Source organism: Geodermatophilus sp. URMC 64 (assembly GCF_053502555.1).
In genome coordinates, this window is the sequence record NZ_CP199955.1 from 1,894,533 (window position 1) to 1,916,365 (window position 21,833).

23 protein-coding genes are annotated in these 21,833 nt (G+C 75.4%); 10 read left to right on the plus strand and 13 right to left on the minus strand.

Annotated elements, in window-relative coordinates; all coding sequences use genetic code 11:
* Nucleotides 1-147: 147 nt before the first annotated feature.
* The 3 genes from ACWIYF_RS09335 (at nucleotide 148) to ACWIYF_RS09345 (ending at nucleotide 2,904) form a co-directional block, all read left to right on the plus strand.
* A complete protein-coding gene (locus ACWIYF_RS09335) occupies nucleotides 148-1,728 on the plus strand; it encodes an ATP-binding protein (protein ID WP_448627844.1) in 1,581 nt (526 codons plus the stop codon).
* Complete coding sequence (locus ACWIYF_RS09340) at nucleotides 1,725-2,432, plus strand: response regulator (RefSeq protein ID WP_448627845.1); 708 nt, start codon at nucleotides 1,725-1,727, stop codon at nucleotides 2,430-2,432. Before ACWIYF_RS09335 ends, ACWIYF_RS09340 begins: the two co-directional genes overlap by 4 nt.
* Nucleotides 2,433-2,511: 79 nt before the next feature.
* Nucleotides 2,512-2,904 (plus strand): universal stress protein, encoded by a 393-nt coding sequence (locus ACWIYF_RS09345; protein ID WP_448627846.1) that lies wholly within the window; start codon nucleotides 2,512-2,514, stop codon nucleotides 2,902-2,904.
* 1 nt (nucleotide 2,905) lies between these two features.
* Here the strand turns inward: ACWIYF_RS09345 and ACWIYF_RS09350 are convergent, their stop codons facing one another.
* From ACWIYF_RS09350 to ACWIYF_RS09375, 6 genes are all read right to left on the minus strand, one after another.
* Nucleotides 2,906-3,604, minus strand: coding sequence for a GntR family transcriptional regulator (locus ACWIYF_RS09350; protein ID WP_448627847.1), 699 nt, complete (start codon nucleotides 3,602-3,604; stop codon nucleotides 2,906-2,908).
* Nucleotides 3,601-4,656: an Ldh family oxidoreductase gene (locus ACWIYF_RS09355; RefSeq protein ID WP_448627848.1), complete on the minus strand. Its 1,056-nt coding sequence runs from the start codon at nucleotides 4,654-4,656 to the stop codon at nucleotides 3,601-3,603. Before ACWIYF_RS09355 ends, ACWIYF_RS09350 begins: the two co-directional genes overlap by 4 nt.
* The gene (locus tag ACWIYF_RS09360; RefSeq protein ID WP_448627849.1) at nucleotides 4,653-6,065 is read right to left on the minus strand and encodes an NAD-dependent succinate-semialdehyde dehydrogenase; all 1,413 of its coding nucleotides are present in this window, start codon (nucleotides 6,063-6,065) and stop codon (nucleotides 4,653-4,655) included. Before ACWIYF_RS09360 ends, ACWIYF_RS09355 begins: the two co-directional genes overlap by 4 nt.
* The gene (locus tag ACWIYF_RS09365; protein WP_448627850.1) at nucleotides 6,062-6,526 is read right to left on the minus strand and encodes a cupin domain-containing protein; all 465 of its coding nucleotides are present in this window, start codon (nucleotides 6,524-6,526) and stop codon (nucleotides 6,062-6,064) included. Before ACWIYF_RS09365 ends, ACWIYF_RS09360 begins: the two co-directional genes overlap by 4 nt.
* Nucleotides 6,523-6,834 (minus strand): putative quinol monooxygenase, encoded by a 312-nt coding sequence (locus ACWIYF_RS09370; RefSeq protein WP_448627851.1) that lies wholly within the window; start codon nucleotides 6,832-6,834, stop codon nucleotides 6,523-6,525. Before ACWIYF_RS09370 ends, ACWIYF_RS09365 begins: the two co-directional genes overlap by 4 nt.
* Nucleotides 6,835-6,910: 76 nt before the next feature.
* Complete coding sequence (locus ACWIYF_RS09375; RefSeq protein ID WP_448627852.1) at nucleotides 6,911-7,585, minus strand: GntR family transcriptional regulator; 675 nt, start codon at nucleotides 7,583-7,585, stop codon at nucleotides 6,911-6,913.
* 75 nt (nucleotides 7,586-7,660) lie between these two features.
* Here ACWIYF_RS09375 and ACWIYF_RS09380 point away from each other — a divergent pair, with 75 nt between their 5' ends.
* Nucleotides 7,661-8,749 (plus strand): isocitrate/isopropylmalate dehydrogenase family protein, encoded by a 1,089-nt coding sequence (locus tag ACWIYF_RS09380; protein WP_448627853.1) that lies wholly within the window; start codon nucleotides 7,661-7,663, stop codon nucleotides 8,747-8,749.
* A gap of 31 nt (nucleotides 8,750-8,780) precedes the next feature.
* Nucleotides 8,781-9,260: a ribonuclease E activity regulator RraA gene (gene rraA, locus ACWIYF_RS09385; RefSeq protein WP_448627854.1), complete on the plus strand. Its 480-nt coding sequence runs from the start codon at nucleotides 8,781-8,783 to the stop codon at nucleotides 9,258-9,260.
* Here the strand turns inward: rraA and ACWIYF_RS09390 are convergent.
* On the minus strand, nucleotides 9,257-9,490 hold the full coding sequence (locus ACWIYF_RS09390) for a hypothetical protein (protein ID WP_448627855.1): 234 nt from the start codon (nucleotides 9,488-9,490) through the stop codon (nucleotides 9,257-9,259). The genes rraA and ACWIYF_RS09390 overlap by 4 nt on opposite strands.
* Before the next feature lie 18 nt (nucleotides 9,491-9,508).
* Between ACWIYF_RS09390 and ACWIYF_RS09395 the strand changes: the two genes are divergently transcribed.
* Both ACWIYF_RS09395 and ACWIYF_RS09400 read left to right on the plus strand, forming a co-directional pair.
* Complete coding sequence (locus ACWIYF_RS09395; protein WP_448627856.1) at nucleotides 9,509-10,168, plus strand: hypothetical protein; 660 nt, start codon at nucleotides 9,509-9,511, stop codon at nucleotides 10,166-10,168.
* Between the two features lie 64 nt (nucleotides 10,169-10,232).
* The gene (locus tag ACWIYF_RS09400) at nucleotides 10,233-10,733 is read left to right on the plus strand and encodes a hypothetical protein (protein WP_448627857.1); all 501 of its coding nucleotides are present in this window, start codon (nucleotides 10,233-10,235) and stop codon (nucleotides 10,731-10,733) included.
* Here the strand turns inward: ACWIYF_RS09400 and ACWIYF_RS09405 are convergent.
* From ACWIYF_RS09405 to ACWIYF_RS09420, 4 genes are read right to left on the minus strand one after another with little or no spacing between them, the layout of a single operon-like run.
* The gene (locus tag ACWIYF_RS09405) at nucleotides 10,715-11,167 is read right to left on the minus strand and encodes a YccF domain-containing protein (RefSeq protein WP_448627858.1); all 453 of its coding nucleotides are present in this window, start codon (nucleotides 11,165-11,167) and stop codon (nucleotides 10,715-10,717) included. The two genes, ACWIYF_RS09400 and ACWIYF_RS09405, sit on opposite strands and share 19 nt — an antisense overlap.
* Before the next feature lie 7 nt (nucleotides 11,168-11,174).
* The gene (cydC, locus tag ACWIYF_RS09410; RefSeq protein WP_448627859.1) at nucleotides 11,175-14,486 is read right to left on the minus strand and encodes a thiol reductant ABC exporter subunit CydC; all 3,312 of its coding nucleotides are present in this window, start codon (nucleotides 14,484-14,486) and stop codon (nucleotides 11,175-11,177) included.
* Complete coding sequence (gene cydB / locus ACWIYF_RS09415; protein ID WP_448627860.1) at nucleotides 14,483-15,478, minus strand: cytochrome d ubiquinol oxidase subunit II; 996 nt, start codon at nucleotides 15,476-15,478, stop codon at nucleotides 14,483-14,485. The genes cydC and cydB overlap by 4 nt, the downstream gene beginning before the upstream one ends.
* 11 nt (nucleotides 15,479-15,489) lie before the next feature.
* Nucleotides 15,490-17,007, minus strand: coding sequence for a cytochrome ubiquinol oxidase subunit I (locus ACWIYF_RS09420; protein WP_448627861.1), 1,518 nt, complete (start codon nucleotides 17,005-17,007; stop codon nucleotides 15,490-15,492).
* Nucleotides 17,008-17,120: 113 nt separating this feature from the next.
* Here ACWIYF_RS09420 and ACWIYF_RS09425 point away from each other — a divergent pair, with 113 nt between their 5' ends.
* The 3 genes from ACWIYF_RS09425 to ACWIYF_RS09435 are packed head-to-tail and all read left to right on the plus strand — an operon-like array spanning nucleotide 17,121 to nucleotide 18,800.
* Nucleotides 17,121-17,465, plus strand: coding sequence for a BlaI/MecI/CopY family transcriptional regulator (locus tag ACWIYF_RS09425; protein WP_448627862.1), 345 nt, complete (start codon nucleotides 17,121-17,123; stop codon nucleotides 17,463-17,465).
* Nucleotides 17,466-17,470: 5 nt separating this feature from the next.
* Nucleotides 17,471-18,400 (plus strand): M48 family metalloprotease, encoded by a 930-nt coding sequence (locus tag ACWIYF_RS09430; protein ID WP_448627863.1) that lies wholly within the window; start codon nucleotides 17,471-17,473, stop codon nucleotides 18,398-18,400.
* A 19-nt stretch (nucleotides 18,401-18,419) separates the two neighbouring features.
* A complete protein-coding gene (locus tag ACWIYF_RS09435; protein ID WP_448627864.1) occupies nucleotides 18,420-18,800 on the plus strand; it encodes a VOC family protein in 381 nt (126 codons plus the stop codon).
* A 222-nt stretch (nucleotides 18,801-19,022) separates the two neighbouring features.
* On the opposite strand, the gene ACWIYF_RS09440 is transcribed toward ACWIYF_RS09435, so the two are convergent.
* Both ACWIYF_RS09440 and ACWIYF_RS09445 read right to left on the minus strand, forming a co-directional pair.
* Nucleotides 19,023-19,535 carry a DinB family protein gene (locus ACWIYF_RS09440; protein WP_448627865.1) on the minus strand — a complete coding sequence of 171 codons (513 nt, stop codon included), beginning with the start codon at nucleotides 19,533-19,535 and terminating at the stop codon, nucleotides 19,023-19,025.
* A 35-nt stretch (nucleotides 19,536-19,570) separates the two neighbouring features.
* Nucleotides 19,571-21,805, minus strand: a complete 2,235-nt coding sequence (locus tag ACWIYF_RS09445; RefSeq protein ID WP_448628738.1) for a heavy metal translocating P-type ATPase — start codon at nucleotides 21,803-21,805, stop codon at nucleotides 19,571-19,573.
* Between the last annotated feature and the right edge of the window lie 28 nt (nucleotides 21,806-21,833).

A 21,833-nucleotide genomic window follows, 5' to 3' on the forward strand; every position in this document is an offset into this window, starting at 1 on the left:
GTGGCAACCGGAGTGGTCCGTGTCACGGTTGCGTGCGCATTGAGCTTTGTGGTCGTTGTGTCCACGGCCGTGACGGGATCTGCGGCGTGCTGAACTGCGCGCGCATGCTTGTGCCCAGAAGTCCCGACCGACACTCAGGAGAGAACCGTGACCCGGCGGCTGTCGCTGACCGGCCAGCTGCTCGCGCTGCAGGTGGTCATCGTCTGCGTCGTGCTGCTCGGCGTGGCCGCGGTGTCCGTGGCGCAGGCGATCCAGCGGGCCGAGGGGGTCGAGGGGCGGCGCGCGCAGGCCGTCGCGGAGTCCGTGGCGAATGGGCGCGCGTTCCGGCAGGCGGTGCAGGACGGGGCGCTCTCCTTCGTCCGGGTGGCGGCCGAGAACGCGCGCAGCAGCTCGCTGTCCGAGGAGATCGTGGTCGCGCGCACCGACCGGACGGTCCTCGCCAGCTCGAACCCGTCGCAGCTGGACACCCGGCTCGACCTCGGCGAGAGCGACGTCCTCGAGGGGCGGTCCTGGCGCGGGGACGGCCGGACGCACGACGGCGGCCGGGCGGCCGTCGCCATGGCACCGGTCTACTCGACCGACGGCCGGCAGTTGCTCGGCCTGGTCGAGGTGCAGCGGGCCTACCCCGGGATCCGCGACGGGCTCGCCTCCGCCGTCCCGACCCTGCTCACCTACCTCGGGGTGGCCAGCCTCATCGGGATCGGCGGCTCCCTCCTGGTGGCCCGCCGGGTGAAGCGGCAGACCCTCGGCCTGGAACCGGTCGAGATCGCCGGGCTGGTCGAGCACCGGGACGCGATGCTGCACGGCATCCGCGAGGGCGTGATCGGTCTCGACCTGCGCGGCCGGGTCACGCTCGTCAACGACGAGGCGCTCCGGCTGCTGCGCATCCCGGGCGACGCGGTCGGCCGCGGCCTCGAGGAGCTCGGCGTGGGGGAGGAGATGCGCGAGGCGCTGCTCTCCGACGAGGTGGAGCGCGACCGCGCCGTGGGCAGCGCCGGGCGGGTGCTCGTGGTCAACCGGCTGCCCATCTCCAGCAAGGGCCGGCCGATCGGTTCGGTGACGACGCTGCGCGACCGCACGGAGCTGCTCGAGCTGCGCCGCGAGCTCGACCTCACCCGGCACGTGACCGACACGCTGCGCGCGCAGGCGCACGAGTTCAGCAACCGGCTGCACACCATCGCCGGTCTCATCGAGCTCGGCGAGCCGGACGAGGCCGTGCGGTTCGTCCACCGGGTCAGCGCCGGCCTGTCGGAGTTCAGCGGGGTGGTGACCGCGGCGGTGCGCGATCCCGCGATCGCCGCCCTGCTCATCGCGAAGGCCAGCCAGGCGGCGGAGCTCGCCGTGGACCTGCGGATCGCGCCGGACTCCTCCCTCCCGGTCCTCGACGACGAGCTGAGCACCGACGTCGCGACCGTCGTCGGCAACCTCGTCGACAACGCCATGGACGCGACCGCCTCGGTGGCAAGCCGCTGGGTGGAGGTGGGGCTCGGCCTGGTGGACGGCGAGGTCGACGTCGTCGTCCGCGACTCCGGGCCCGGCGTGCCGCCCGGCATGGAGCGCGAGGTGTTCCGCCGCGGGGTGTCGTCCAAGGACGGTCAGCGCGGCATCGGGCTGTCGCTCGTGCACCTGGTCTGCACCCGGCGCGGCGGCAGCGTCACCGCGACCTCGGCCGGCGGGTCCACGTTCACCGCCCGGCTGCCCGCCGACCCGGCGCTGGTGACGTCATGACCGGCGGCCGGCCGATCGGCGTGCTCATCGTCGACGACGACTTCATGGTGGCGAAGGTGCACGCCGGGTTCGTGCGCGCGCTCGACGGATTCGAGGTCGTGGGGACGGCGTCCACCGGTGCGCAGGCGCTGGAGGAGGTGGCCCGGCTGCGGCCGGACCTGGTGCTGCTCGACGTCTACCTGCCGGACATGACCGGACTGGAGGTGCTCCGCCAGCTGCGCAGCTCGCAGGTCTCCACCGACGTCATCGTGATCAGCGCCGCGCGGGACGTCGAGAGCATCCGCAGCGCGCTGCACGGCGGGGTGTTGCACTACCTGGTGAAGCCGTTCGACCGGCGGACGTTCGAGGAGCGGCTGCTCGACTACGCCGCGCTGCGCACCGACCTGGGGGTGCTCGAGGAGGCGGCGCAGGGCGACGTCGACCGGATGTTCGCCCTGTCCCGCGGCGGTCCGCGGCCGGCTCCCACCCCCAAGGGGATCGCGCCGGAGACCCTGGCGCTGGTCCGCGAGGCGCTGGCCGCGGCCGGCACCGACGGGCTGTCGGCGACCGAGGCCAGCGAGCGCACGGGCCTGGCGCGGGTCAGCGCCCGGCGCTACCTGGAGCAGCTGGTCGCCCAGCAGGAGGCCGACGTCCGCCAGCGGTACGGCACGGCCGGGCGGCCGGAACGCCGGTTCACCCTCCGCACCCCCCGCGCGCCGTCCTGAGCCGCGTGCACGCAACGACCGAAACGATCTCTACGGTCGCAATGCTGACGGTGCCCGCTCGGTCCGGGAGGCTGCCCGCATGACGATCGTCGTGGGCTACGTCCCCACCCCCGAGGGCGAGGCCGCCCTGGCCGCCGCGCTCACCGAGGCGCGGCGCCGCGAGGAGCCGCTGCACGTGGTGAACACCGCGCGCGGCGACTCGCTGATCGACAAGCGGTTCCTCTCCGAGGGGGCGCTGGAGGACCTGCGCACGAAGCTCGCCGCGAGCGGCGTCGTCTACGAGATCGACCAGAAGGTGCGCGGCCACGAGGCGGCCGAGGAGGTCGTCGAGGCCGCCGACCGGGTCAACGCCAGCCTGATCGTCATCGGTATCCGCCGGCGCACGCCGACGGGGAAGCTGATCACCGGCAGCCAGGCACAGCGGATCCTGCTCGACGCCAACTGCCCCGTGCTGGCGGTCAAGGCCCCCTGAGTCAGGCCAGCAGGTCCAGCGCGTCGGCGTCGCCCTGCCCGGCCAGCGCCGTGCGGAAGATGGTCCGCACGCCCTGCGCCAGGTGTTCGCGGCAGGCGGCCGCCGCTTCCTCCGCGTCGCCCGCGAGGAGCGCGTCGCACATCCGCAGGTGCTCCTGCACCGACGCCTCGATCCGCTGCGGGTCGCCGTGCGAGAGGTTGCGCAGCCGGGCCGTGTGCGGCCGCAGCTCGCCGATCGTGCGGCGCAGGTGCTCGTTGCGGGTGGCGCCGATGACCGTCCAGTCGAACCGGTCGGCGAGCTCGTAGAACCGCTCCGACCGGGCGGACGACGGGCTGCGCCGCTGGATCCGCGCGAACTCGCCGCGCAGCCGGGTGAGCTCCCGGCGCAGGGCGGGGTCGGCGGCCGCGGACGCCGCCGCCTGGCGCATCGCCTCGGGCTCGAGCAGCGACCGGAAGTCGAACAGGTCCCGCACCCGCTGCGGCGAGACCCGCGACACCCGGGCGCCCTGGCGGGGGGCGAGGTCGACCAGGCCCTCGGCGGCCAGCCGGCGCAGCGCCTCGCGCACCGGGGTGCGCGAGGCGCCGGTGCGCTCGACCAGCGTCAGCTCGGCCAGCGGCGTGCCCGGCGCCAGGGCACCGGACTCGATCTCGGCCTTGAGCTGCCGGTGGACCAGATCGGCCTTGCTCTGCTCCGCCGTCATGCCGCCTCCGCGGGCAGGGGGACGCCGGTCTCCTCCGCCAGCCGCCGCAGGTCCGCCACCGACTGCTCGGCCAGCACGACGCCGCCCGCCGCGAGGTTCGCGGCCTCGGCCCGGTCCTCGACCTCGCCGGGGTAGAAGACCTCGTCGAAGCCCTTCGCCAGCGGCACGCCCTTCACCTCGTCGATGAGCCGCTCCACCCGCGCCAGGTAGCCGCTCGGGTCGCCGAAGGCCGCCGGGTCGAGCGCGAGGAACAGGTGGCCGCAGCCACTGCGCGCCTCCGGCTCGTACGGCCCGTGCACCTGCGTGCCGACGCCGCTGCCGGTGAGCGCCCCGGAGAGGACGTCCATCAGGAAGGCGATGGCGTACCCCTTGTGGCCGGCCATCGGCAGGATCACGCCGAGCACCCCCTCGGCGGGGTCGGTGGTGGGCGCGCCCTCGCGGGTCAGCGCCCACGTCTCGGGGATCGGCTCGCCGCGGTTCTTCGCCAGGTAGATCTTCCCGCGGGCCACGGCGGTGTTCGCGATGTCGAGCGCGATCACCCGGCCGTCCGGCCCGGGTGCGGCGATCGACCACGGGTTGGTGCCGACCACCTTCTCGCGGCCGCCCCAGGGTGCCATCGCGGGGCTGGCGTTCGTGGTCAGGACCGCGACGCAGCCGTCCCGGGCGGCGCGGCGGGTGAACCACATCGCCGTCCCGAAGTGGTTGGAGTTCCGGACCCCGACGACGCCGACGCCGTGGGCGCGGGCCCGGTCGACGGCGAGCGCGCGCGCCCGGTCGGTGAGGACCTGGCCGATGCCGTCGCGGCCGTCGAGCAGCACCAGGGGCCCGGTGTCGGTGAGCACTCCGGGCTCCGTGCGCGCGGTCATCGCGCCGCTGCGCAGCCGGGCCACGTACCAGGGCAGCCGCAGCACGCCGTGCGACTGGTGTCCCCACAGATCGGCCTGCACCAGGCTGTCGGCGACGAGCGCGGCGTCGTCGTCCGGCACGCCGACCGCGCCGAGCACCCCGGCGGAAAAGGCGCGCAGCTGCTCGGGGGGGATCCGGCCGGTCATTCCGACACCGGCGCCGTCGCGGCGGGCTCGTCGAGGACCCACCACGTGCGGACGTTGACGAACTCGCGGATGCCGGCCGCCGCCAGCTCCCGGCCGTAGCCGCTGCGCCCGGTGCCGCCGAAGGGCATGCGGGCGTCGGAGGCGACGATCGCGTTCACGAAGGCGGCGCCGGAGCGGATGCGCCGGGCCACGGCCACGCCGCGGTCGGGGTCGGCCGTCCAGACGCTGGCGCCGAGGCCGAAGCGGGTGTCGTTGGCGATCCGCACCGCGTCGTCCTCGCCGTCGGCCACGATCACCGCGGCCACCGGGCCGAAGACCTCCTCGTCGTAGGCCGGCATGCCGGGGACGACGCCGGCGAGCACGGTCGGCGCGTAGAACCAGCCCGGCCGGTCCAGCCGCCGGCCGCCGGCGAGCAGCCGGGCGCCGGCGGCCACCGACTTCTCGACCTGGGCGTGCACGCCCTCGAGGAGGTCCTCCCGCGCCATCGGCCCGACGTCGGTGCCCGGCGCCTCCGGGTCGCCGACCGTCAGGGACTCGACCTCGGCGACCAGCAGGCGGGTGAACTCGTCGGCGACGGCGGCGTCGACCACGATCCGCTTCGGCGAGATGCAGCTCTGCCCGGCGTTGAGGAACCGTCCCCTGGCGGCCAGCGCGGCGACCCGGGGCAGGTCGGCGTCGGCCAGCACGACGAACGGGTCGGAGCCGCCCAGCTCGAGCACCGACTTCTTCACCGACCGCCCCGCCGCCGCGCCGACCGCGGCACCGGCCCGCTCGCTGCCGGTGATCGTGACCGCACCGATCCGCGGATCGTCGATCAGCCGCGCGGTCACCGCGGGCACGTCCGGCTCGGCGACGACGAGCGCGCCGAACAGGCCGGCCGGGGCACCGGCCTCCTCGAGCACCCGCTGCACGGCCAGCGCGCAGCCGGTGGTGTTGGGGGAGTGCTTGAGCAGCGCGCCGTTCCCGGCCATGAGGGCCGGCGCGGCGAAGCGGAGCACCTGCCACAGCGGGAAGTTCCACGGCATGACGGCCAGCACGACGCCCACCGGCTCGTAGCCGATCCAGCTGCGGTCGGCGGCGGTGGCGACCTCCTCGTCGGCCAGGAAGCCGGCGGCGTTCTCGGCGTAGTAGTCGCAGGCGGTCGCGCACTTCTCGACCTCGGCCCGGGCCTCGGCCAGCGGCTTGCCCATCTCCCGGGTGACCAGGAGGGCGAGGGCGTCGACGTCGCGGCGGAGCACCTCGGCGGCGCGGCGCAGCACGGCGGCCCGGGCGTCGAACCCGGCGGCCGCCCAGCCGACCTGCGCCTCGGCGGCGCGCTCGAGCGCCGCCTCGACCTCCGTGTCGGAGAAGGCGGGGTACTCGGCGAGCGGCGCGCCGGTCGCCGGGTTCACGGTGACGACGGCGTTCACGCGTCCTCCCGGGGGGCGGGGGTGGCCCCGCGGTCGGCCTCGGAGAGGTGCTCGAAGGTCTCCCCGGTGGCGGTGAGGGTGCGGGTGACGTCGCGGCCGCCGTAGACCCAGTAGATCGTCATCGGTCCGTCGCCGCGGTTGCGGAAGCAGTGCGGGACGCCGGCCGGCACCCACGTGGCCTGCCCGGCGACCAGGTCGAACTCCTCGTCGCCGATGACGGCGGTGGCCTCGCCCTGGTAGACGAGCACGCTCTCCTCGACGTTGTGCGAGTGCAGCGGGATGCCGGTGCCGGGCGTGAAGACGGTCATCCCGGTGGTCACCCGGTTCGTCTCGGCGTTCCACTTGCCGACGAACGGGATCGTGACGACGCCGTTGCCGCGGTCGAACCGGTCGATCTCCTCCGGCCGGAGCACCATGCACGGCTGGGTGCTGGGCTGGCCGGACGTGCGGGGGGCGCTCATGCCAGCGCCTCGGCGGTGTGCGAGACGAGCAGGTCGCCGCGGGTGTTGATCTGCTGGATCACGGTGCGGTCGGCCGCCTCGCGCCAGGCCTGGAAGTGCGGCGCCGCGCGGTGCTCCTCGAACGCGGCCGCGTCGCGGTAGAGCTCGTAGAAGAGGAACCGGTTCTCGTCGCCCTCCACGGAGCACACGTCGAACCGCAGGCACCCCGGCTCGTCGCGCACCGACGCCTCGGCGTTGTCGGTGACGGCGGCGAGGAACTCCGCCCGCCGCTCCGGATCGACCTGGACCTGCACCAGAAGGCTGAACACCCGAACTCCTCTCGTTGTATGCAGCATTGTATACATAGGCCCGGCACGCCAGGGCCCTTCGTCCCCGGCTCGCGGTCTATGCGCCCAGGTGCAGGGCGCTGCGCGTGAGCAGGCTCGTCTCGGCGTGCACCCGCACGAGGTCGGCGGCCCGGTCGGCGTCACCGTCCCGCACCGCCTCGAGCACGAGCCGGTGCTCGACCGCGCGGGCCTCCCGCTCCTCGGCGGTGCGGTCGATCTCGAGGGCGTGGCGGCGGTAGCGGTCGGTCTTGTCCCACACGCCCTCCAGTGCGTCCACCATCAGCGCGTTGTGCGAGGCGCGGTTGATCGCCCGGTGGAACAGCCGGTGCGTGGCCAGCTGGGCGGCCGTCGGGTTCCGGGGCAGCGACTCCAGGCGCTCGAGCGCGTCCGCGATCGCCGCCAGGTCCTCGTCCGTGCGTCGCTGCGCGGCCATCGACGCGGCGAACGGGTCGAGAGCCAGGCGCATCTCCAACAGGTCGCGCGCCTCCGCCTCGGTCAGCGGGGCGACCCGTGCGTTGTGGTGGGCGTCGTGCTCGACCAGGCCCTCCTGCTTGAGCCGGCGCAGCGCCTCGCGCAGGGGAGTGGTGCTCATCCCGACCCTGTGGGCGAGCGCGACCTGGCGCAGCACCGCGCCCGGCGGCAGCTCGCCGGAGAGGATCAGTCGGCGCACCCGCTCGTAGGCCAGGTCGCTCTTCGTCGCGAACGGCTCGTCGGCGGACGACGTCTCGGACACGTCGGCACTCCTCCCTTGCGACTCCATTGCCATCATCATACATTGCACTTTATAAAATCGGCCGAAGGAGATCAGATGCCGTACACCACCGCCCCCGATCGGACCTACCGGCTGGGCGTGCTCGTCGGCGACGGGATCGGCCCGGAGATCGCGCCGGCGGCGGTCCGGGTGATCGACGCGGCCCTCTCGGCCGTCGGGCACCCGGCCATCGAGTGGCAGGAGCTGCCCATGGGCCTCGCCGCGATCGAGTCGCACGGCACGGCGCTGCCGGAGGAGACCGTTGCGGCCCCCGAGAAGCTCGACGGGTGGGTGCTCGGGCCGATCGACCCGGTGGGTTACCCCGAGCCGTTCCGGTCCCAGCTGGCGCCGAGCGGTGCTCTCCGCAAGCACTTCGACCTGTACGCGAACGTGCGACCCGCCCGCGCGCTGAGCTCGGGCCGCGTGGTCGTCCCCGACCTCGACCTGGTGATCTTCCGGGAGAACACGGAGGGCTTCTACGCCGACCGCAACACCGTCGCCGGCACCGGCGAGTTCATGCCCTCGCCGGACGTCGCGATCACCATGGGCATCGTCACCCGGCCGCGGGTGGAGCGGATCGCCGTCGCCGCGTTCGAAGCGGCGCGACGGCGCCGCAAGCACCTGACGATCGTGCACAAGGCGAACGTGCTGCGGCTGTCGATGGGCCTGTTCCGCGACGTCTGCCGCGAGGTGGGTGCGCGGTATCCCGACGTCACGGTCGACGACTTCCACATCGACGCGATGACCGTGCACCTCGTCCGCCGGGGCGGTGACTTCGACGTGATCGTCGCCGAGAACATGTTCGGCGACATCCTCTCCGACCTGACCGGCGAGCTGGCCGGCTCGCTCGGCATCGCGCCGTCGATCAACGCGTCCGACGACCGCGCCATGGCGCAGGCCGCGCACGGTTCGGCGCCCGACATCGCCGGCCGCGGCGTGGCCAATCCCGTGGCGATGATCCTGTCCGGCGGCATGCTGCTGGACTGGCTGGCCACCCGGCACGGCGACGAGCGGCTGGCCGCCGCGGCGGCCGGGATCGACACCGCGGTGCGGTCCACCATCGACGGCGGCGTCCGGACGCGCGACCTCGGTGGCACGGCCACGACCGGTGGCTTCACCGACGCCGTCGTCGCCGCCCTGTCCTGACCGACCTCCGACCCGAGAGCGAGCCCACGCGATGTCCCTCTCCACCACCGACCTCTCCGACGCGCACCCCGAGGCGCAGGTCGGCGAGCCGCTCTTCCAGTCCTACGGCGGCCGGACGGCGTTCCACGGGCCGATCGCGACGCTCAAGGTCTTCGAGGACAACACGCTGGTCCGCGCGGCCGTCGAGCAGCCGGGGGAGGGCCGGGTGCTCGTCGTCGACGGCGGCGGCTCGCTGCGCTGCGCGCTGCTCGGCGGCAACCTCGCGGTGGCGGCCGCCGAGAACGGCTGGGCCGGCGTCGTCGTGAACGGCGCGGTGCGCGACGTCGACGAGATCGACGCGCAGCCGATCGGGGTGCGCGCGCTGGCCGCCCTGCCCCGCCGCAGCCAGAAGGGGCTGCACTCGGGGCAGGTCGGGCTGCCGGTGGCCTTCGCCGGTGTGGCGTTCCGCGAGGGGGAGTGGCTGTACGCCGACAGGGACGGGATCGTCGTCCTGCCGGAGAACCCGGCCTAGTTCCGCCGCAGGACGCGGGCCAGCCGGTGGGTGCGGCCGGCGGTGAGCTCGGCGACCGTCGGTGGCACGGGCTCCGGCTGCGCCTCCAGTGCGGCGTGCCGCTCCTGCAGCCGGGCGCGCACGTCGTCGGCGGTGTAGGCCCGGCGCTGCCGCTCGTTGCGGGCGAGGACGGCGCCGGTCGCCGCCACGCCGGCGAGGCCGGCCAGTCCGAGCACCTTCCAGAGACGCATGATCCGTAAGTTAGCGCCGTGCCTGCCAGCCGCGCGCTCCCGCTCGACGAGGCGGTCGAGCTCACCCGCACCGGCGACGTGTGGGTCTTCCGCGGCGCCTCGCTGGCCGACCGGGCGATCCGGACGGTCACCAACGCGCCGGTCAACCACGTCGGCATGGCCGTCGTCCTCGAGGACCTGCCGCCGCTGCTCTGGCACGCCGAGCTCGGCAAGTCCCTGCCCGACGCGTGGAGCGGCGAGCACCACCGCGGCGTGCAGCTGCACGACCTGCGCGACGCCGTCCTCACCTGGCGCCGCCGCTACGGGCAACGGGCGTGGCTGCGCCAGCTGGTCGGCCCGGCCGACGACGGCGGCGTGACCCGCGAGATGGAGGACGCCGTCCTGCGCACCATCGCCCGCCTCGACGGCAAGCCGTTCCCGACGACGCGCGGCCTGGCGAAGGGCTGGCTGAACGGGCGGCTGCGGCGGCAGACCTCGACCGAGGCGGTCTACTGCGCCGAGCTGGTCGCGGCCACCTACACCGCGATGGGGCTGCTGCCGCCCGAGCGGCCGCGCAACTGGTACGACCCGGGCCGCTTCTGGTCCGGCGACGACCTCGAGCTGCTGCAGGGCGCCACGCTGGGTGACGAGATCGCCGTCGACGTCCCGCTCACGGACGACGTCGCCGCCCGCTCCTGATACTTCCGGGGGATCTCGTCTCGTTCGGCTTCCCGCGCGGCGAGACGGGGTCGATCAGCACCACATGGCTTCTCCCGTCCTGCCCGACCCGGCCGTCCCCGTCCTCTCCGCCGAACCGTTCGGCGAGGACAGCCTGCTGCCCGGGCCGGCCGCCCTGCTCGCGCGGCTGGCCGACCACCTGGCCGACCCCAGCGCGCCGCCCGCGACGCTCGGCATCATCGGCCTGCTGCGTCGCGACGACGGCTGGCCGACCGCGCCGGAGACGCTCTCCGCCGTCACCAGCCTGCTGGCCCGCGGGGTGCGCGGGGACGACTGGCTGACCCGGGAGGGCACCACGGAGTTCGCCGTCCTCATCGGCGGCGGCCCGGACGCCGCCGAGGTGGCCATCGGCCGGCTGGTGCGCGTCGTGACCGGCGTGGTCACCGGCGTCGCCGCGTGCGCCGGCATCGCGGCCCTCGAGCCGGGGCTGCCGGCCGCCGAGGTGCGCCGCCGGGCGCTGCTCGCCCTCGCCGCGGCCCGCACCCAGGGCGGCGGGCAGCTGATCCGCTACAGCGGCAGCCGCTGACCGGCCGGCGCGGCGCTCACCGTCGAGCCGGCGTCGCGCCACGACCGCGGGAGGTCGGTCTCGACCACCCGCTTGCCCAGCGGGAACAGCCCGACCAGCGCGAGCTTGAACAGCGCGAGCCCGAACGGGATCCCGATGATCGTCACGCAGTACGCGATGCCGGCGAGCACGTGGAGCAGCGCCAGCCACCAGCCGGCGACGAGGAACCACAGCAGGTTGCCGAGCGCCGAGCCGACCCCCGCACCGGGTGCCGGGACCGTCGTGCGGCCGAACGGCAGCGCGGCGAAGCCGGCCAGCCGGAAGCAGGCGATGCCGAACGGGATCGTGACCACGAGCAGGCAGGCGAGCAGCCCGGCGAACAGGTAGGCCAGCGCCAGCAGCCAGCCGTGGATCACGAACCAGACGAGGTTGAGCAGGAGCCGCAGACCGTCCACGCCGGAGTCACGAGCGTGCGGCGCGCCCGGTTCCCGCGTACGCCGCCGCGGTGCCCAGGCGGACCTCCGTGTCGCCGGGCCGCGCGACGTCGTCGTCGTGGGTGACGCAGACGACCACCCGGCCGGCCAGCGCGGCGCGCAGGTCGCGGACCAGTGCCCGCGCCGTCGGCGGGTCCAGGTGCGCGGTCGGCTCGTCCAGGAGGACGACGTCGCGGTCGGCCAGCAGGGCGCGGGCGGCGGCCAGCCTTCTCCGCTCGCCGCCGGAGAGCGCGGTGCCGCCCGCGCCGACCGGCGTGTCCAGCCCGCCGGGCAGCGACGCGAGCAGGCCGCCGAGCCCCGCCGCGGTCAGCGCGGCCCGCATCCGCGCCTCGCCGTCCGGCCCGGCCAGTGCGCCCCGCGGGGCGGCCGCGGCCAGGTTGGCCCGGATGCTGGAGGCGAACACGTGTGACTCCTGCGGCAGCCACGCCATGCGGGCGCGCAGGTCGTCCCCGGCGATGCGGTCGGCGGGCACGTCCTCGACCGCGTAGTCGCCGGAGCGCGGCCGCAGCGCCGCCATCAGCACCGCCAGGAACGTCGACTTGCCCGCGCCGGAGGGGCCGCGCACGACCAGCCAGCCGTCGGTGCCGGCTTCCGCGTCGAGCCCCGCGAGCACGTCCGGACCGCCCGGCCAGCCGGCGGTCAGGTCCGCGACGGCCAGCCGCCGCACCGGCGACGGGGCCGGCACCGGGTCGGCCGGGTCGGCCGGCACCGGCGCGGTGAGGACGGCGTCGAGGCGGTCGCGCGCGTCGGCGAGGGGGCCACGCCGCTGCAGCGCCGCGACCAGCCCGGCCAGCGGTTCGGCCAGGGCCAGCGGCGCGAGGCCGAGGACCGCGACGGCCGGACCGCTCAGCGGGCCCGCGGCTCCGACCGCCGTGGCCACGACCGCGGCCACCCCGGTGCCGAGGACGACGAGACCGGTCCCCAGCGCGCCCGCGCCGGCGCCGGTGCGTTGAGCCGCGCCCTGGCGGTCGGCGAGCGCGGCGAGGTCGGCGGCCGTCCGGCCGGCGAGGCCGTGCGCCCGCAGGTCACCCGCGCCGTCGAGCACGGTCGCCGTCTCCCGCAGCGCCGCCACCCGCAGCGCGCCGTCCCGCCGTGCGGCGCCCGCGTCCACCCGCCGGTGCGCCAGCACGACCAGCGCGACGGTGAGCGCCAGCACGGCCGCGACCGCGGCGGCGGCGGCCGGATCGAGCAGCGCCTGGGCGGCGACGGTCGCGGACAGCACCGTGCCGGCGACGAGGATCGGCGGGCGGACCCGCACGGAGAGGTCCTGCACCAGCCCGACGTCGCCGACCACGCGGGCCAGCGCGGCACCCGGCGTCCGGTCGGCGGCGATGCCCTGGGCGGCCAGCGCCCGCCAGACCCGCACGCGGGTGTCGGCGGCCATCCGCAGCGCGGCGTCGTGCGCGGTCATCCGCTCCACCCAGCGCAGGCCGGCGCGGCCGATGCCGAACGCCCGTACACCGACGATCGCGACCATCAGCGTGAGGATCGGCGGCATCTCCGCGGCCCGGACGATCAGCCAGCCCGAGACGGCGGTCAGGGCGATCCCGGCCCCGCTCGACAGCGCCCCGGCGGCCACGGCCCGCAGCAACGCCGTCCGCGGCCGGCGCGGCGCGCCCTCCGCCGTGGTCGTCGTCGGAGGGTGGGAGCGCCGGTTTCCTGCGCTCCCACCCTCCGAGACCTGCGGCACGGGCGCCGGCTCGGGGAGGACGACGGTGCGGTCGGCGAGGGCGGCGAGCGCCGGGTCGTGGGTGACCAGCAGCGTCGTCACGGTGCCGCGCAGGTCGGCCAGCACCGGCCTGACCGTCGCCGCGGCCGCCTCGTCGAGGTGCGCGGTCGGCTCGTCGAGCAGCAGCAACCGGGCGCCGCGGCGGATGCGCACCAGCGCGCGGGCCAGCGCGACCCGCTGCAGCTCACCGGGGGACAGCGTCGAGCACCCGCGGCCGGCGAGCCGGGAAGCACCCACGCGGGCCAGGGCGTCGGCGACGTCCCCGTCGTCCTCCCCGCCGGCGTGCCGGCGCAGCTCGTCGGCGACCGTCGCGGCGGTGGTCCGCGGGTGCTGCGGCACGTAGGCCACCGATCCGACGCCGGTCACCGCGCCGGTGACGACGGCGGAGGACGGCACCAGCCCGGCGAGAACCGCCAGCAGGGTCGACTTGCCGGAGCCGCTGCGGCCGCGGACGGCCACCAGCTCGCCCGGCCGGACGGCGAGGTCGACCGGCGGCAGCGCGGGCAGCGACCGGCCGGGGTAGAGGACCGACAGCCCGGCGACCGCCACGTCGGCGCCGCGCGGGTCGTCGTCCGCCGGCGCGGGGGCCGCCGGGGCAACCGGCGCGGACAGCACCGCGCGCGCCTCGGCCGCGGCGAGCGTCGCGGCCTCGTTCGCGTGGTGCGCCGCCCCGACCGCGCGCAGCGGGGCGAAGGCTTCGGGCGCCAGCAGCAGCGCGAACAGCCCGGCGGCGAGCGGCATCGCGCCGTCCACCAGCCGCAGCCCGACGCCGACCGCGACCAGCGCGACCGACAGCGTGGCGATCAGCTCGAGCACGAGCGCGGAGAGGAACGCCAGCCGCAGCGTCGCCAGCGTCTTCCGGCGGGAGGCCTCGCCCAGCTCGGCGAGCGCCGCCGTCTGGTCGGCGGCCCGGCCCAGCCCGACCAGCACGGGCAGGCCGCGGACCAGCTCGGCGACGTGGCCGGCGATCCGGTCCAGCGCGCGGGCGGCGTCCGTGGTGCCGTCCCGGGTGTGCTTGCCGACCAGCACCATGAACAGCGGCACCAGGGGCAGGGTGAGCGCGACGATCCCCGCCGAGAGCAGGTCGGTCCAGGCCAGCACGCCGAGCAGCAGCGGCGGGACGACGAGCGTCTGCGCGAACGCGGGCAGGAAGCCGGCCAGTCCCGGGCCCAGGTCGGCCAGCCGGGTGGTCGCGAGGACGGCGGCCGGCCCCGATCCGCCCGCGGCGTCGACCGCGGCCGGGTTCTCAGCGAGCCGGGCGAGCAGGGCGCGGCGCAGCAGGTCCTCCGCGTGGCGGGCGTCACGGGCGGCCAGCGCCTCGCCGGCGGTCGAGGCCCCGGCCCGCAGCGCCACCCCGGCGACCGCCACCACCAGCGGCGCGGTCAGGGAGCCGTCGGCCAGGCCGGCGACCCGAGCGATCGCGGTCGCCAGTCCGCCGGCCAGCAGCACGAGACCGGCGGTCAAGAACGTCGCCGCCAGCGCCTGCCGGGCCAGCGCCCCGCGCAGCCCCGGCACGCCGGCCAGCGCACCGAGCGGCCCCCGCCCGGTCACGCGTGCACCGGCTCGGCGGTCAACCGCTTCCGGAACACCCAGTACGTCCAGGCCTGGTAGGCGAGCACCACCGGCAGGCCGACCGCGGCCACCCAGGTCATCACCGTCAGCGTGTAGTCGCTGACCGAGGCCGCGCCGACGGTCAGGTCGAACGCCGGGTCCACCGTCGACGGGATCACCACCGGGTAGGCGGCGCCGAACAGCGTCGCGGCCGAGGCGGCCAGCAGCACCGCCCAGCCGGTGAAGGCCTGCCCCTCGCGGTCGACCCGGATGCGGGTCCAGGTGACGACGGCGGCCAGCACCGCGACCACCCACAGCACCGCGGTGACCGCCGTCCCCTCGCGCAGCTGCACCAGACCGGCCCACGCCAGCAGCGGGAGCGCCGCGACCGGCGACCAGCGCAGCGCGAACGCCCGCGCGCGCAGCCGCACCGGCCCGTCGGTCTTCAGCGCCAGGAACAGCGCGCCGTGCACGACCGCGAACGCGGCCACCGCGACGGCGCCCAGCAGCGCCGGCCAGCCAATCCCGGCGAACGCGCCGCCCACCCGGTTGCCGTCGGCGTCGATCGGCAGGCCGAGCGTGGTGGCGCCCAGCGCGGCGCCGATGCCGAGCCCGGCGACCAGTGAGCCGGCCGTGATGACGTGGGTCCAGGCGGCGTCCCAGCTCGGGCCGGGGTGCGAGTGCCGCCACTCGAACGCGACCGCCCGGACGATCAGCCCGAGCAGCACGAGCACGAACGGCAGGTAGAGCGCCGGCAGCCACGAGGCGTACCAGCCGGGGAAGGCGGCGAAGATCGCGCCGGCGGCGGTGATCAGCCAGACCTCGTTGCCGTCCCACAGCGGGCCGATGGTGCGCAGCATCAGGTGCCGGTCGTGCCGCGAGCGGCCGATCACCGGCAGCAGCGCGGCGACCCCGATGTCGAAGCCCTCGAGCAGGAGGAAGCCGGTCCACAGCACAGCGACGGCGGCGAACCAGATCGTCTGGAGGTCCATGGTCGGGCTCCTCAGTACGCGAACGAGAGGACGTCGTCGGACTCCGGCGTGCCCTCGGGAGGCTCGCCGGGGGTGGGGGAGTCGCCCGGGGCGGCGCCCTTCCGCACGAACCGGGTGATGAGGAACAGCTCGATCACCGCCAGCACGCCGTAGACGGCGGTCAGCGCGATCAGCGACGTCCACACCTCGGCGGCGCTGATGCCGGGCGAGACGGCCTGGGCGGTGAAGAACCAGACCTGCTCGCCGACCGGCACGTCCGGGTTCGGGTGGACGACGAACGGCTGGCGGCCCATCTCGGTGAAGATCCAGCCGGTCGCGTTCGCCACGAACGGCGCGCCGACGGCGAGCAGCGCGCCGTGGACGCCGATCCGCGACGTCGGCACCCGCCCGCGCCGGGTGGCCCACAGCGCGTAGGCGGCCACCGCGGCTGAGACCGCGCCCATGCCGATCATCAGCCGGAAGCTCCAGTAGGTCACGGCGAGCACCGGGCTGTAGTCGATCGGCTCGCCGGCCTTGTCCCCGAACGACGGGTCGTCGGGATAGGTCGCGCCGTAGACCTCGGCGTAGCGCTCCTGCAGGTCGTTCACCCCGGGGACGGCGGTGGAGAAGTCGCTGTGCGCGAGGAAGGACAGCAGCCCCGGCACGGTGATCGAGTGGACGTCGTCGCACTCGTTGGAGCCGAGCTTCCCGAAGGCGAAGACCGAGAACGGCGCCGGCGCCTCGGTCTCGCACAGTGCCTCGGCCGAGCTCATCTTCAGCGGCTGCTGCTCGTACATGAGCTTGCCCTGCCAGTCGCCGGTCAGCGCCACCAGCAGGAACGCGGCCAGCGACACCCAGCCGCCGAGCCGCACCGACCGGCGCCACACCTGGTGGTCGACCTCGGTCGTGGATCGCCCGGCCAGCGCCCGGCGGCGCAGGTGCCACAGGCCGATGCCGACCAGCAGGGCGCCGGCGACCATCAGCGCCGCGACGACCGCGTGGCTGAACGCGGCCAGCGCGGTGTTGTTGGTCAGGACAGCGAGGAAGTCGACCTGGCGCGGCCGGCCGTCCTCGGTCAGCGTCACGCCGACCGGGTGCTGCATCCACGAGTTGGCCGCGATGATGAAGTACGCGCTGACCACCGAGCCGATCACCGCGGCCCACAGCGCGGCGAGGTGCAGCCTCTTGGGCAGCCGGTCCCAGCCGAAGATCCACAGGCCGAGGAACGTCGACTCGAGGAAGAAGGCGAGCAGCGCCTCCATCGCCAGCAGCGAGCCGAAGACGTCGCCGACGAACCGGGAGTACTCGCTCCAGGCCAGGCCGAACTGGAACTCCTGCACCAGGCCGGTGGCCACGCCGAGGGCGAAGTTGATCAGGTAGATGCGGCCCCAGAAGCGGGTCATCCGCAGCCACTCCGGCTTGCTCGTCCGCAGCCAGAGGGTGTGCATGACCGCGACCAGCAGCCCCAGGCCGATGGTCAGCGGGACCATCAGGAAGTGGTAGACGGTCGTGATGCCGAACTGCCAGCGGGCGATGTCGAGCACGTCCACCGCGGGGTCTCCCTCTGTCGTACGATCGACGTGTTCTTTCTACGCCGCGTAGAAGACAGTTTTTCTACATGACGTAGAAGATGCGTGGTGTGATCTGTCGGACAGGAGGGCCCGTGGCCTCGCTCGGTGACCTGGAGCGCGCGGTGATGGAGTGGCTGTGGGCCAAGGACGGCCCCGTGGCGGCCACCGAGCTGCGCGACGCCCTCGCCGACCGCGGGCTGGCGCTGACCACCGTGCACACGGTGCTGAGCCGGCTCGAGCACAAGGGCTTCGTCGTCCACGACGACGCCCGGCCGCGCCGGTTCTCCCCCCGGGCCAGCCGCGAGGACCACGCCGCCGAGCTGATGCACGAGGTGCTCGGCCAGGCCGCCGACCGGCAGGCGGTGCTCGCCCGCTTCGTCGGCAGCGTCAGCGAGGACGAGGCCCGGCTGCTGCGCGAGCTGCTCGCGGGCGGCTGACCGGCATGCTGCCCGCTACCGCGGCCGCGCTGGCAACCCTCGCGGCGCTGCTGGCCTGGCCGGTACCCGCCGTCCTGGCCCGCGCCGGGTGGCCGCGGCGCGACCCGCTGGTCGCACTGGTGTGCTGGCAGGCGATCGGCCTGGCCGGCGGCCTGTCGATCATCGGCGCGCTGCTGGTCCACAGCCTGGCGCCGTGGGGGCACTCGCTGCCCGAGGCGGCCTGGGCGGTGCTGCGCGGGCATCCCGCGACGGAACCGGTGCGCGGCGACCACTGGGTCACGCTGACCCTCGCCGGCGTGCTCGCCGCCGAGCTGCTCGGCGTCCTGCTGCTCTCGTGGGTGCGCACCGCCCGCACTCGCCGGCGGCACCGCGACCTGCTGGAGCTCATCGTGCGGCCAGCCGCGCTGCCGGACACCCGGCTGCTCGAGCACCCGGCCCCGGTGGCGTTCTGCATCCCCGGCGCCCGGCCCCTGCTGGTGCTGTCCTCCGGGATGGTCGCGGAGCTGGACGACGACCAGCTGGCCGCGGTCGTCGCGCACGAGCGGGCGCACCTGCGCGAGCGGCACCACCTGCTCCTGCTGCCGTTCGTCGCCTGGGAGGCGGCGCTGCCGGTGCTGCCGGCGGCGGCGCGGGCGCACGCCTCGGTGCGCCAGCTGGTCGAGATGCGCGCGGACGACGTCGCGCTGCGGCTGCTGCCCGACGGCTCCCGCCGCACCCTGGCCCGGGCGATCGTCGCGGCCGCCGGCGGCACCGGGGGAGGAGGTGTGCCCGCCGGGGCGCTGGCCGTCGGCGGCAGCGGGGCGGGGGCGCGCGTCGTCCGGCTGCTCGAGCCGCCGCGCCCGCTCGCCGCCGCCGCTCGCCTGACCGCGCTGGCCGCCGCGGCGCTGCTCCTGCTCGTCCCGACCGCCCTGCTGCTGCTCCCCGCCGCCCTGTAGCGGGTGCCACGATGCGGCTGTGCTGACCGTGGGTGTCGTCGCCGTGGGCGTCGAGGACGTCGAGCGGGCCGCGGCCTTCTGGACCCGGGCGCTCGGCTACGTGGTGCGCCGCGACGGCTTCGGGGGCTGGGCGACGGTGCTCGAGCCACCGGACGGCGCCCCCGGCCCCCGGATCGCGCTGCAGCGCAGCGAGACGCCCCCGCAGGAGCGGCCGCGGCTGCACCTGGACCTGCACGTGCCGAGCGCCGCGGAGCAGGCCGCCGAGGTCGAGCGGCTGGTCGCGCTCGGGGCGGTGCGGGTCGACTGGCGCGACTACCCCGAGGACCCGGACTTCGTCGTCCTGGCCGACCCGGAGGGCAACCGCTTCTGCGTCGTCGACTCAGGCCACGAGCACGGCTGAGGCAGTTCGGGGACCGCGCCGTCTCACAGCTCGCGGCTAGGTTCCGGCCAGGTCCGTGCCAGCCGGCGGTTGAACAGTCCGACCCTGCCCGCCGTCACTTCGCAGAAGGCAGAGGTCGGCTGATGACGACGCTGGACTTCCTCATCGCCGGGATCGTCGCGGTCCTGATCCTGGTGGTTGGTTTCGCGCTGTGGCTGGCCGGCCGGAGGGAGTGAGGTCGCCTCACACCCCGGTGGCCCCGTCGATGCGCTCGCGGAGCAGGTCGGCGTGGCCGGCATGGCGGGCGTACTCGGCGATCATGTGGGTGTAGATCCAGCGCAGGGTCACCTCGCCGCCCATGAACGGGCTGGTCTGGTCCAGGCCGCGGGCGGCGCAGTTGGCGCGGGCTCGGGCGACCTCGCCCTCCCAGGTCGCCCGGGCGTCGGCGAACGGGACGTCGTCGCCGAGCCCGAACCCGCCGTCCGGACCGTCCGGGTCGGCGGCCGGGTCGTGGATCGGCGGGACCTGCTCGCCGACCAGGACCCGGCGGAACCAGTTCCGCTCCACCTCGGCCATGTGCTGGACCAGCCCCTGGAGCGTGAGCGGCGACGGCGGCACCGATGTGGTCCGCACCTGGTCGTCGGCGAGCCCGTCGCACTTCATGACCAGCGTGGCCCGGTAGAAGTCCAGCCAGCTCTCCAGGGTCGCGCGCTCGTCGGCGGCCAGCGGGGGCATGCTGCGCTCGGTCGTCGTCATGACGGCGATGCTGTCAGCCGCTGCCGACCGTCCCGTCAGGAGGCGACCGGCCTGCGCACGCGACCGGACGGCAGGGGTGTGGTCGCGTCGCGGTTCTCCGGCAGCGGCGCGAACCCGCGCAGCCGCAGGCTGTTGGTCACCACGAACACCGAGCTGAACGCCATGGCCGCCCCGGCGATCATCGGGTTGAGCAGCCCGGCCGCGGCCAGGGGGAGCGCCGCCACGTTGTAGGCGAAGGCCCAGAACAGGTTGCCCTTGATCGTCGTCAGCGTGCGGCGGGAGAGCCGGATCGCGTCGGCGGCGGCCCGCAGGTCGCCGCGCACCAGGGTCAGGTCGGACGCCTCGATCGCGACATCGGTGCCGGTGCCCATCGCCAGCCCGAGGTCGGCTTGCGCTAGCGCGGCGGCGTCGTTCACGCCGTCACCGACCATCGCCACGGTGCGCCCCTCCGCCTGCAGCCGGCGGACGACGTCCACCTTGTCCTTCGGCAGCACCTCGGCGATCACCTCGTCGATGCCGACGGCCGCGGCCACCGACCGCGCGGCCGCCTGGTTGTCGCCGGTCAGCAGCACCGGCCGCAGGCCCAGGTCGCGCAGCTGCCGGACGGCGGTCGCCGAGGTCGGCTTGACCGCGTCGGCGACGACGAGCACGCCGCGGGCCGCGCCGTCCCAGGCCACCGCGATCGCCGTGCGGCCGGCCGCCTCGGCGTCCCGGCGGACGGCGTCGAGGACCTCCGGCAACGGCTCGGTCAGCAGCCGCGGCCGGCCGACGAGCACCGCCCGGCCCTCGACGCGGCCCTGCACGCCGAGGCCCTCGCGGTTGGCGAAGCCCTCCACGGCCGGCAGCAGTCCGCGCTCGGCGGCGGCACGGGCCACCGCCTGCGCGATCGGGTGCTCCGACGCCGCCTCCAGCGCGCCGGCCACGCGGAGCAGCTCGCCGGCGTCCTCCCCGGGGGCCGGGACGACGTCCTGCAGGGTCATCCGCCCGGTGGTGACCGTGCCGGTCTTGTCCAGGACGACGGTGTCCACCCGCCGCGTGGACTCCAGCACCTCCGGGCCCTTGATCAGGATGCCGAGCTGCGCGCCGCGCCCGGTGCCGACCATGAGGGCCGTCGGCGTGGCCAGCCCCAGCGCGCACGGGCAGGCGATGATCAGGACGGCGACGGCGGCGGTGAACGCGGCCGAGAGGCCCGCGCCGGCGCCGATCCAGAAGCCCAGCGTCGCGACCGCCAGCGCCAGCACGACCGGCACGAAGACGCCGGAGATGCGGTCGGCCAGGCGCTGCACCTCGGCCTTGCCGTTCTGCGCCTCCTCGACCAGCCTCGCCATCTGCGCCAGCTGCGTCTCCGAACCCACGCGCGTCGCCCGGACGACGAGCCGGCCGCTGGCGTTGACCGTCGCGCCGGCGACCGGATCGCCCGGCCCCACCTCGGCCGGCACCGACTCCCCGGTCAGCATCGAGGCGTCCACGGCGGAGGAGCCCTCGGTCACCTCGCCGTCCGCGGCGATCTTCTCGCCCGGCCGGACGACGAACTCCTCGCCCACCGCCAGCTGCTCGACCGGGATGCGCCGCTCGGTGCCCTCGCGGAGGACCGACACCTCCTTGGCGCCCATCTCCAGCAGCGCGCGCAGCGCGGCCCCGGCCCGCCGCTTGGAGCGCGCCTCGGCGTACCGCCCGGCCAGGAGGAACGCTGTCACCCCGGCGGCGGCCTCGAGGTAGATGGTCGCCCCGCCGTCGGTGCGCTCGACGGTCAGCTCGAACGGGTGCGTCATGCCGGGCGAGCCGGCGCTGCCCCAGAACAGCGCGTACAGCGACCACGCGAAGGCGGCCAGCGTGCCGAGCGAGACGAGGGTGTCCATGGTCGCCGCGCCGTGCCGCAGGTTGGTCCACGCGGCGCGGTGGAACGGCAGCCCGCCCCAGACGACGACCGGCGCGGCCAGCGTCAGCGACAGCCACTGCCAGTACTCGAACTGCAGTGCCGGCACCATCGCCATCGCGATCACCGGGACGCTCAGCACGGTCGAGACCAGCAGCCGGGTGCGAAGCGGCCGGACGGGGTCGTCCTCCGCCGGCGGCGCATCGGGCTCGGGCGGCGCGGGCAGTGCCGCGGTGTAGCCGGTCCTCTCGACGGTGGCGATGAGGTCGTCGGTCGTGACCCCGTCGGCGTAGCTGACCCTCGCCTTCTCGGTCGCGTAGTTGACCGTGGCGGTGACGCCGTCGAGCCGGTTGAGCTTCTTCTCGATGCGGGCGGCGCACGACGCGCAGGTCATCCCGCCGATCAGCAGCTCGGTGGTCTGC

Excerpts from the sequence above, each read along its gene's own strand:
- ACWIYF_RS09440 (WP_448627865.1), bottom strand. The coding sequence starts at position 19,535 with ATGACGACGACCGAGCGCAGCATGCCCCCGCTGGCCGCCGACGAGCGC.
- ACWIYF_RS09390 (WP_448627855.1), bottom strand. The coding sequence starts at position 9,490 with ATGCGTCTCTGGAAGGTGCTCGGACTGGCCGGCCTCGCCGGCGTGGCG.
- ACWIYF_RS09340 (WP_448627845.1), top strand. The coding sequence starts at position 1,725 with ATGACCGGCGGCCGGCCGATCGGCGTGCTCATCGTCGACGACGACTTC.
- ACWIYF_RS09350 (WP_448627847.1), bottom strand. The coding sequence starts at position 3,604 with ATGACGGCGGAGCAGAGCAAGGCCGATCTGGTCCACCGGCAGCTCAAG.
- ACWIYF_RS09380 (WP_448627853.1), top strand. The coding sequence starts at position 7,661 with ATGCCGTACACCACCGCCCCCGATCGGACCTACCGGCTGGGCGTGCTC.
- ACWIYF_RS09400 (WP_448627857.1), top strand. The coding sequence starts at position 10,233 with ATGGCTTCTCCCGTCCTGCCCGACCCGGCCGTCCCCGTCCTCTCCGCC.
- ACWIYF_RS09445 (WP_448628738.1), bottom strand. The coding sequence starts at position 21,805 with ATGACCTGCGCGTCGTGCGCCGCCCGCATCGAGAAGAAGCTCAACCGG.
- cydB (WP_448627860.1), bottom strand. The coding sequence starts at position 15,478 with ATGGACCTCCAGACGATCTGGTTCGCCGCCGTCGCTGTGCTGTGGACC.
- ACWIYF_RS09345 (WP_448627846.1), top strand. The coding sequence starts at position 2,512 with ATGACGATCGTCGTGGGCTACGTCCCCACCCCCGAGGGCGAGGCCGCC.
- ACWIYF_RS09365 (WP_448627850.1), bottom strand. The coding sequence starts at position 6,526 with ATGAGCGCCCCCCGCACGTCCGGCCAGCCCAGCACCCAGCCGTGCATG.
- rraA (WP_448627854.1), top strand. The coding sequence starts at position 8,781 with ATGTCCCTCTCCACCACCGACCTCTCCGACGCGCACCCCGAGGCGCAG.
- ACWIYF_RS09430 (WP_448627863.1), top strand. The coding sequence starts at position 17,471 with ATGCTGCCCGCTACCGCGGCCGCGCTGGCAACCCTCGCGGCGCTGCTG.
- ACWIYF_RS09355 (WP_448627848.1), bottom strand. The coding sequence starts at position 4,656 with ATGACCGGCCGGATCCCCCCCGAGCAGCTGCGCGCCTTTTCCGCCGGG.